8 protein-coding genes are annotated in these 8,817 nt (G+C 70.5%); all 8 read right to left on the reverse strand.

Annotation, left to right across the window (positions count from 1 at the left end):
* Positions 1-33 precede the first annotated feature (33 nt).
* Positions 34-1,551, reverse strand: coding sequence for an alpha/beta hydrolase (locus C8E96_RS16335; RefSeq protein WP_091382986.1), 1,518 nt, complete (start codon positions 1,549-1,551; stop codon positions 34-36).
* A gap of 133 nt (positions 1,552-1,684) precedes the next feature.
* Entirely contained in the window at positions 1,685-2,752 is a 1,068-nt protein-coding gene (locus tag C8E96_RS16340; RefSeq protein ID WP_228770235.1) for a helix-turn-helix transcriptional regulator, read from the reverse strand.
* Complete coding sequence (locus C8E96_RS16345) at positions 2,736-4,349, reverse strand: hypothetical protein (RefSeq protein ID WP_091382982.1); 1,614 nt, start codon at positions 4,347-4,349, stop codon at positions 2,736-2,738. Before C8E96_RS16345 ends, C8E96_RS16340 begins: the two co-directional genes overlap by 17 nt.
* A 196-nt stretch (positions 4,350-4,545) precedes the next feature.
* Positions 4,546-5,028 (reverse strand): bacterioferritin, encoded by a 483-nt coding sequence (bfr, locus tag C8E96_RS16350; RefSeq protein WP_091382980.1) that lies wholly within the window; start codon positions 5,026-5,028, stop codon positions 4,546-4,548.
* Positions 5,029-5,112: 84 nt separating this feature from the next.
* A complete protein-coding gene (locus C8E96_RS16355) occupies positions 5,113-5,295 on the reverse strand; it encodes a (2Fe-2S)-binding protein (protein WP_091382978.1) in 183 nt (60 codons plus the stop codon).
* A 46-nt stretch (positions 5,296-5,341) separates the two neighbouring features.
* Positions 5,342-6,181, reverse strand: a complete 840-nt coding sequence (locus C8E96_RS16360; protein WP_091382975.1) for an ABC transporter ATP-binding protein — start codon at positions 6,179-6,181, stop codon at positions 5,342-5,344.
* A gap of 4 nt (positions 6,182-6,185) precedes the next feature.
* Positions 6,186-7,247 (reverse strand): FecCD family ABC transporter permease, encoded by a 1,062-nt coding sequence (locus C8E96_RS16365; protein WP_091382973.1) that lies wholly within the window; start codon positions 7,245-7,247, stop codon positions 6,186-6,188.
* Positions 7,248-7,773: 526 nt separating this feature from the next.
* Complete coding sequence (locus C8E96_RS16370) at positions 7,774-8,784, reverse strand: FecCD family ABC transporter permease (RefSeq protein WP_228770234.1); 1,011 nt, start codon at positions 8,782-8,784, stop codon at positions 7,774-7,776.
* Between the last annotated feature and the right edge of the window lie 33 nt (positions 8,785-8,817).

An 8,817-nucleotide genomic window follows, 5' to 3' on the forward strand; every position in this document is an offset into this window, starting at 1 on the left:
TCCAGCTGACCGATCGGGAGACAGCATCACATGTCAGCCGCCGGTCCTGGTGGCGCACCGGGCGTGCGCGGGCGGCGGGGTCAGGTCGATGAGGTAGCGGTTGACGACGTCGTCGACGCAGGAGGACGTGCCGCCGTAAACCGAATGCCCGACGTCCTCATTGGTCAGCAGGGCCGCCGAGGGCATGCTCGCCGCCAGCGCCTGCGCCCACCGGTACGGGGTCGCCGCGTCCACTGTGGTCGCGACCAGCAGGATCGTCGGCGCCCCCGCGGCGCGGACCACCTTCGGCTTGCTCGTGGCCGGTGGCAGGAACGCGCAGCTGAGCAGTTCGGAGCCGTCGGCGAGCCGGGAGACGTCGCGGATGCGCTGGGCGGCCTCCTCGTAGGCGGCGAGGTCGGTGGGGTGCGGCCGGTCGAGGCAGTTCACCACGGTCAGCGCCTCGGCCGTGTCGTCGCTCGCCGGTTCCTCGGGCTGCGCCGCGGTGTCCTCCGCCGTGCCGCCGTCCTGTGTGGAGGTGTCCTTGGGCCGGTCGGCGTCGATGAGGATCTCCGACAGCTCGGACCACTCCTCGGGGAACGTGAGCTTGGCCGAGATGTCACCGCGGATGTCGCCCTCGCCGGACTTGTCGCCCTTGTCGATCACCCGGTTCACCGTGGCGATGATCTCGGCCTCGGTCCGGCCGGGGCACGGCTTGCGGGTGCGGGCCGCGCAGTCCCTGGCGTAGGCGTGCAAAGCCTGCTCGATGCTTTCGGCCTGCTGGATGGGATCGTCGCGCCAGTCGAGGGACATGTTGTCGACGCCGTCGAGCACCATCGCGCGGATCTTCTTCGGGAACCGGTCGGCGTAGAGCTGGCCGATCCGGGTGCCGTAGGAGTATCCGACGTAGGTCAGCTTCTCCTGGCCGGTCACGACCCGCAGCACGTCGAGGTCCTGGATCACGTCGGCCGTGCCGACGTGGCCCAGGATGCCCGCGTCGGTGTGTTTCAGGCAGGCCTCGGCGTACTGCTTGCTCCCCGCCACCATGTCGCCGATCAGCGGCAGGTCAGGGTGCTTCTCGGCGGGCGGTTCGCCCTGGGTCTCGCACTTGAGCCGCGGCTCGCTGCCGCCCACCCCGCGCGGGTCGAAGCTGACGACGTCGAACCGCTCGCGCACCGCGGCAGGCCAGCTCTCCGCCAGGTCCTTGACCATGGAGACACCGGACTGGCCCGGCCCACCCGCGCCCGCGATCAGGACCCCGATCCGCTGCTCCGGCTTCGTCGCCACGGCCTTGATCAGCGGCAGGGTGAACGTCCGCCCGTCCTCCGGCTTCGCGTAGTCCACCGGCACGGTCAGCTTCGCGCACTCGAACTTGTCGCACGGCGCCCACTTCACCGGCTGCTGGTAGAACGCCGCGAGCCTGCTGTCGGCCTCCGGCTCCGGGGCGGTCGACGGCACGGGGACACCCTCGCTCGCCGACCACTGGCAGCCTGCCAGCAGCGCGCCCACCACAACCGACACGACCGCCGCCCGCGCCCCTCCTGTGCTCGGTGCCGGACCTCGCGGTGTGCCCATCGTCGCTCCTCGTGCTCAGTGAAACCGTCGGCACAAGGCAACCGCGCGGCGGCCGTCGCGCACCACCGTCCCCCGTCTCGACTCTCCGCTGCGCATCAGCCTCGGGGACTACCCCGAAAGGCATAGCCGCCGATCAGAGCCAGCCGCGCCGCTGGGCCTGCAGCGCCATCTGGAAGCGGGTCGTGGCGCCGAGGCGGGTCATCAGCAGCTCCACCCGGCGGAACAGGGTGCGTCTGCTGATCCCGAGCTCCCGGGCGATGTCGTCGTCGGACACGCCGCCCGCGAGCAGGGCGAGCAGCCTGCGGTCGGCGGGCAGCAGCCGCTGCGGCTGCGGTTCGCGGCCGTAGAACGGCAGCGCGTTGAGCCAGGACTCCTCGAACAGCGCCACCAGCGCCGAGAACAGCCCGCACGGCTGCACGATCAGCATCGAGTTGGCCACGTCGGCCTCCTTGACCGACAGCGACACCAGGGCGAACGCGTCGTCGATGATCACGAGCTTCACCGGGACCGACGGCAGCACCCTGGCCTGCTCGCCCGCCTCGACGCAGGGCTCGATGCTGTCCTCCAGGTTGCCCGGGTACTCCAGCGACTCGCGGCAGTACACGACCCGCTGCGTGACGCCGCGGGCGAGCGTGGCCAGCGAGTCGGCGGTGGCGTCGACGATCGGGACGTAGGGCGGCGAGTCGAACTGGCGGATCTCGGTGCGGGCACTGGCCCACGCCTGCCGCATCCTCGGGCCGATGGCGTCGCCGGTGACGACCTCGACGAGGTTGGTGTTGTACTCGGCCAGCCGCAGCCGGCGGAACGACTCGAACGCCCCGGAGACGGCGATCCGCGACTCGTCGAGTTCGGCCGCCCGGTGCCTGCCGAGGATCTCCAGGCCCGCGGCGGGCGGCAGGGGAGCGGCGGTGTCGGACTCGTCGGCGATCGCACTGGCCAGGCCGGCGTCGACCAGTTCGGCGTAGGCGGGGCCGAGGTGCTCACGGGTCACGCCTGCCTGCTCCACGACCGCGTTCAGCGGTGTCGGCCCGAGATCGAGCAGCGCGAGGTAGATCCGGGCCGCCTCGTCGCCGATTCCCAGCCGCCGCAGTGCTTCGCCGACCTTCGGGTTCGCCATGGTGTCCAAAGTTAACAGCTCCAGGCGGGCGCATCCCCGGCTCGCGGGAATGCGCCCGCCGTTGTCGCTAGCGCCGATAGTCAATCGTGTTGTGGTAGAGGCAGGCCTGCGCCGCGGCCCCGACGTCGTAGCCGTCAGCGGCCCGCTGGGCCCAGAACTGTTGGAACGTATCGGAGACGTGGTTCAGGAACGTCGTCCACTGTGGACCGGCGGGGTCTTCGGAGCAGGTGTCGCCCGGCTCGTTCGCGGTGTCCGCCAAGTCGATCATGGCGCCGAGTACGCGGCCCTCGACGACGTCGCCGTTGTCCCATTCGGGGGTGCCCCAGGTCGGGCCCTCCAGGTCGCGGGTCCGGCCGTCCGGCCAACGGAACGTCGGGTCGTTAAGGATCACCACGCCGTACCAGGTGGCGAAACCCTCGGTCCATGCGCAGCCCTGCGAGCTGGTGCGGTGGATGTAGTGCGGGCTGCAGTCGGGGGCGGGCGGGAAGTCGTCCTCGTAGACGTCGTCCATGATCGCGTGGCCGAACTCGTGCAGCACCAGGATGTTGGAGTCCGGGTCGGCGGCCGCGAGATGCACGGCGTTCTCACGGAGCGAGTAGTAGGTGCCGTCGGTGGAGTCGGGCGCCCAGTTGATCCGGCCCTTGCGGCAGGTGGTGTCCTTCGCGTCCCAACACGTGCCGGGCGTCCAGTTCCACGCGGTGTTCATGACGTCGAAGGCCTCCACCCCGCGCATCAGCGCCGGGTCGGCGGGCTTCACCGGGCCGAAGTCGGCGGTCGCGCCCGCGGCCAGGTCCGCGCGCACCGGGCTGTCGAAGCGGTAGGCCTTCTTGGTGCGGCCGTGCTGGATCATCCAGTGCGCGTTCTCGGTGGCGAACTGCGCGTAGACGTCCTGTCCGGTGCCGTCCTCGTCGGTGTTGTCGAAGCACAGCTGGAACCGGCCGGTCGCGTCGGTCAGGCCGGTGGCCAGCAGGTCGTGCCTGCCGGTGGTGTCGGCGTCCCACACCGTGACCTGCGCGTTCGCCGAGACCCTGGCGGCGCCGGTGTGGTCGACGTAGCCCCAGGTCCCGGTGGCACACGCGGTGCCCGCGCTCGCCGCGGTCGTCCCGGCGGGCTTGTGCGCGAGGTGCGCGTGGGCTCGGGTTCCCTGGTCGGCGGGGGCCGTCGCGTTGGTGTCGCGGGCGGCGATGCCGAACGTCGAGCGCTGGGCGCCGACGGTGAGGAAGGCGCTGCCCGTATCGGCGTCGGTGGCGGTGCTCGCGGCCGCGCGGATCTCCGCCGCGCCTTCGGCGACGGCGCGGACGGTGCCGCTGAGCCGCAGCGGGCGGACCCGGTCGGCCCGGCCGGCGCCGACCGCCCGGTGCACCTTGCCGTTGTCGGCGGGGACCTGGGACGCGCTCGACTCGGTGCGCAGGCCCGCGGGGGCGTGGACCCATTCCAGTCCGGCGGGCAGGCGCACGTCGAGGCTCAGGTCGGACCGCTCGGCGGTCGTGCGGACCTCGATGTCGACCCTGGCCTGCTTGCCGACCGCGGGTGCTTCGAACAGCCGCACGGCGACGTCCAGGCAGCTGCCCCACTCACCGGTGCGGTCGGCCTGCGTCGCGCCGAAGGGGACGCACCGAGCGTCTTGTGGTGTCTCGGCGACCGCGAGGCCGGGGCGGCCAAGGCGAGTAACGCGCCGCATAACGCGGCCCGCCGCGCGATTCTTGGAACGTGCATGGGGGGAGTTCCTTTCGAGCCGGTGAATGCCGAATCGGAAGGAGGGGTTTACCAGACACGAAAGCCCGCGACGGCTGGTCTTTGTCAGTGACCGATTTCGGTCAAAGCAGAACCCCGAGTCTGGCGTGCGCCGAACTCGGGGTCTGTAGGTGCCGCGGAAGTCAGACTGTCGGCGGGCGGTCGACCGTCTGCGCGAGGTAGAGCTGCTCGCCGAGGCGGTCCATCAGCTCCAGCTGCGTCTCGAGGTAGTCGATGTGGTGCTCCTCGTCGGCGAGGATCTTCTCGAACAGGGCCGCGGTCGTCGCGTCGCCCTTGGAGCGGCACATCGGGATGCCCTTGCGCAGGCGCTCGACGACCTCGACCTCGATGGCCAGGTCGGCGGTGAACTGCTCGCGCAGCGTCTGCCCGATGCGCAGGGGCAGCAGCTTCTGGTAGTTCGGCAGGCCCTCGAGGAACAGGATGCGGTCGGTGATGATCTCCGCGTGGGTCATCTCCTCGATGGACTCCGCGCGGGTGTGCTCGGCGAGTTTGGTCAGGCCCCAGTTCGCCTGCATCTTGGCGTGCAGGAAGTACTGGTTGATCGCGGTGAGCTCGCTGGTCAGCTGCTCATTGAGCAACGCGATGACTTCTTCGTCGCCACGCACGGGGGCACCTCCGGTCGAACGGGTTGACGCCCGACCGTAAACCCAGACCAGTGACCTCGCACGGCAGAAGTGGAGGGGTCACCCTTAAGCGGCGTTTGTCGCCGCCATGGTGTGATCTTCGAGCATGTCGTCGATGCGGTCGAGGCAGCTGCCGCACCCGGTTCCCGCCTGGCAGCGGTCGCCGACCTCCTCCGCCGTGCGGGCGCCGGCGAGGATGCAGGCGTGCACCCGGGCCTCGCTGACCGCGGCGCAGATGCAGACGTACATGGCTCTCCTCGATCATTTTCTTAGGTGAGCCTATGCTAAACAAGCGTCAGTGAATTGGGAAGGGGTGCTTCGCCACATTCCGTGGTTCGTGGTGCCTGCCGATGGGGATGACCAGGGGTGTTCCGCTCACCGGGTCGGTCACCACGGAGCAGCGGACGTCGAAGACCTCGTCCACCAGTTCGGCCGTGAGTAGCTCGTCGGGGGGTCCCTGGGCGACGATCCGGCCGGACTTCATCGCCACGATGTGGTCGGCGTAGCGGCAGGCCTGGTTGAGGTCGTGCAGCACCATCATCACCGTGCGGCCGCGGGTGCGGTTGAGGTCCATGACCAGGTCGAGCACCTCGATCTGGTGGGCCATGTCGAGGAACGTGGTGGGCTCGTCGAGCAGCAGGATGTCGGTGTCCTGGGCCAGGGCCATCGCGATCCAGGCCCGCTGGCGCTGGCCGCCGGACAGCTCGTCGACTGGCCGTTCGGCCAGGTCCGCCATCGAGGTGAGCTCCAGCGCGTGCCGGACGATCTCCTCGTCGCTGTGCGACCACTGGCGCCACCAGCTCTGGTGGGGCGCGCGGCCGCGGCCGACGAGGTCGATGACCGTCATCCCCTCGGGGGCGACCGGTGACTGCGGCAGCAGGCCGACCACCTGGGCGAGCTTGCGGGTCGGCATGGCGTGGATCGACTCGCCGTCCAGGCAGACCTGGCCCGCGGCGGGGGGCAGCAGCCGGGCCAGCGACCGCAGCAGCGTCGACTTGCCCGACGCGTTCGCGCCGACGATCACGCTGATCTTGCCGGGCGGGACCACCAGGTCGAGGTCGGTGATGATGGAGCGGTCGCCATAGGACACCGCGAGCCCCTCGGCCCGCAGTGTCGGCGCGATCTCGGGTCGCATTCGGTCAGCCTCCAGACCCGACCCGGTTCGCGCGGGTCAACAGCCACAACAGGAACAGTCCACCGAGCGCGCCGGTCACCACGCCGATGGGCAGCAGGGTGCCGGGGATGACGCGCTGGGCGATGAGGTCGGACCCCAGGACCAGGAACGAGCCGGTCAGCCCGGAGGCCACCAGCGGCGGCCAGGCGCTGCCGGTGAGCCGCTGCGCGATCTGCGGCGCGGTCAGCGCGACGAAGACGATCGGCCCGGTGGCGGCGGTGGCGAAGGAGACCAGCGCGGCGGCGGTGACGATCAGCGCGGGCTGCGCGAACCGCACCGGCACCCCAAGCGCCGTGGCGACGTCGGTGCCGAGTTGCAGGAGGCGGAGCCAGCGGGAGAGCAGGAGCACGGCGATCCCGAGCGTGATGGTCGCCCAGGCCAGCGGGGTGACGTGGATCCAGTCGGCGCCGTTGAGGCTGCCGATGATCCAGCGCAGGACCTGCTGGGCCTGCCACATGTCGGCCTTGACCAGCAGATAGCTGGTGAGGCTGGTGCACATCCAGGAGACCCCGATGCCCACGAGGACGATGCGGTAGCCGGTGGTGCCGCCCTTCCAGGCGAGCCCGTAGATCAGCACGGCGGTGGCGATGCCGCCGAACAACCCGAGGGCTTGAGTGCCCAGGCCGGAGCCGAACCCGACCACCATCCCGGCGACCACGGCGGTCGCGGAGCCGGAACTCAGGCCGATCATGTCCGGGCTGGCCAGCGGGTTGCGGGTGAGGGTCTGGAAGAGGGCGCCGGAGATCCCGAAGGCACAGCCCGCGAGTAGCGCGACCAGGGCGCGGGGGAGACGCAACTCCTCGATGACGAAGAGCGTGGCGCGATCCCCGACCCCGAAGAGCGCTTGGACGACGTCGACGAGGGGGATTGGGTAGTCCCCGAAGGACAGTTCGACCGCGAACAGGAGCGCGGAGGCGAGAAGCAGTCCCAGGCAGACGCCGAGCATCCGGGGTCGGATGATCGCCGAGGTGGGACCGAGGCGGACGGCGATCCGGCCGGGTTGGCGGGTGAGTTCGAGGAGGGCCATCCGGTTCACACCTCCACGTGCGTGCGTCGACGGGGCGTGGGGGAGTGCGCGGAGGGGAACCGGGATGGCGGCAAGAGCGGGCCTGGCCGAACCGGCGGGGAGAAGGTGGCGGACGGCGAGCATGGGTGTGGCTGGGAGGGCGGGGACGCCAGGGGGAGCGGGGCTGGCCGGGCTGGCGGGGAGAAGGTGGCGAACGGGGAGATCGGGCGTCGCGGGGAGGACGAGGACGACCGGCGGGGCACTGGCAGAGCAGGCGGGGAGAACCGGCACCACTTGGCCTCCAGCGCAGTGCCTCGCCACCCCGAAATGCCAACGGGCCCAACACAACGGCCTGTTTGGGTGGTTCGCCTTGATTTGGGGGAAATGGGGCTAAACTCGCGGTGCGGGTGGGCTTTACGTGCCCCGCCTTTTGACCCGCACAGCCCCATTTCGAGGGGCCCCAAATCAAGGCGAACCACCCAAACAGGCGCCCAGTTGTCCAAGACGCCCGGCAGCGCGAGCCGCAAACCCCAGCGATCAAGGCCCATCACAGCTCCGCCAACCGACGACGCCGGATCAACGCGATGAAGAACGGCGCCCCAAGGAAAGCCGTGATCACCCCAACGCCGATCTCCCCAGGACGCGCCACAACCCGTCCCAAAATGTCCGCCGCCAACACCAGGCACGGCGCCAGAACCATCGTGTAAGGCAAGATCCACCGGTAGTCCGGCCCAGTGATCGCCCGAGCCACGTGCGGGATCACCAACCCGATGAACACGATCGGCCCCACCACCGCCGACACCGTCCCCGCCAGCAGCGTGACCGCGACAACCCCACCCAACCGGATCAGCCCGAGCCTGCGCCCCAACGCGGAGGCCACGTCATCGCCCAATGCCAGGCTGTTCAACGCGGGCGCCACCGACACCGCCAACGCCGTCCCGACCAGCAGGAACGGCACCATCTGCGCCACCACCGCCGTGTCCTGCCCGGTCAGCGAACCGACCGCCCACGACCGGTACACGTACAGCGCGTCCGGGTCGAGCAGTAGGACGCCGCTGGTCAGGGAGGTCAGCAGGGCCAGCATCGCCACCCCGGCAAGCGCCAGTTTCACCGGTGTCGCGCCGCCGCGGCCATAGCTGCCGAGGACGTAGACGACGACGCTGGCGATGGCGGCTCCGGCGAAGGCGAACCACACGTACGAGTAGAACGACGACAGGCCGAGGGCCGCGACCGCCACCGCCACGGCGAAGCCCGCGCCTGCGCTGACGCCGAGGATGCCCGGGTCCGCCAGCGGATTGCGGGTCAGGCCCTGGATGAGCGCGCCGGAAAGTCCCAGCGCCGCTCCGGCGAACAGGCCCAGCAGGGTTCGCGGCAGCCGCAGCCCACGCACGATGGCTTCGGTCTCACCGCCGTGCGGGTCGATGAGGACGCTGAACACCTCGCCGAACGGGATCGTCTTGCTGCCGATCGCCAGCGACGCGACGCACAGGCCCGCGAGGAGCAAGGTGGCCAGGAGCAGGATGACGGGGCGGGCGCCGCGACGGACGCCGGTGGTCACGGTACGGACGGTCTGATCCACAGTGCTCCCGTC

Source organism: Actinokineospora alba (genome assembly GCF_004362515.1).
In the GTDB taxonomy this organism is placed as follows: Bacteria; Actinomycetota; Actinomycetes; order Mycobacteriales; family Pseudonocardiaceae; genus Actinokineospora; species Actinokineospora alba.

What these genes read in the sequence shown, in the direction of transcription:
- C8E96_RS16335 (WP_091382986.1), bottom strand. Translation starts at nt 1,551, where the DNA reads ATGGGCACACCGCGAGGTCCGGCACCGAGCACAGGAGGGGCGCGGGCG.
- C8E96_RS16345 (WP_091382982.1), bottom strand. Translation starts at nt 4,349, where the DNA reads ATGCGGCGCGTTACTCGCCTTGGCCGCCCCGGCCTCGCGGTCGCCGAG.
- C8E96_RS16355 (WP_091382978.1), bottom strand. Translation starts at nt 5,295, where the DNA reads ATGTACGTCTGCATCTGCGCCGCGGTCAGCGAGGCCCGGGTGCACGCC.
- C8E96_RS16360 (WP_091382975.1), bottom strand. Translation starts at nt 6,181, where the DNA reads ATGCGACCCGAGATCGCGCCGACACTGCGGGCCGAGGGGCTCGCGGTG.
- C8E96_RS16365 (WP_091382973.1), bottom strand. Translation starts at nt 7,247, where the DNA reads ATGGCCCTCCTCGAACTCACCCGCCAACCCGGCCGGATCGCCGTCCGC.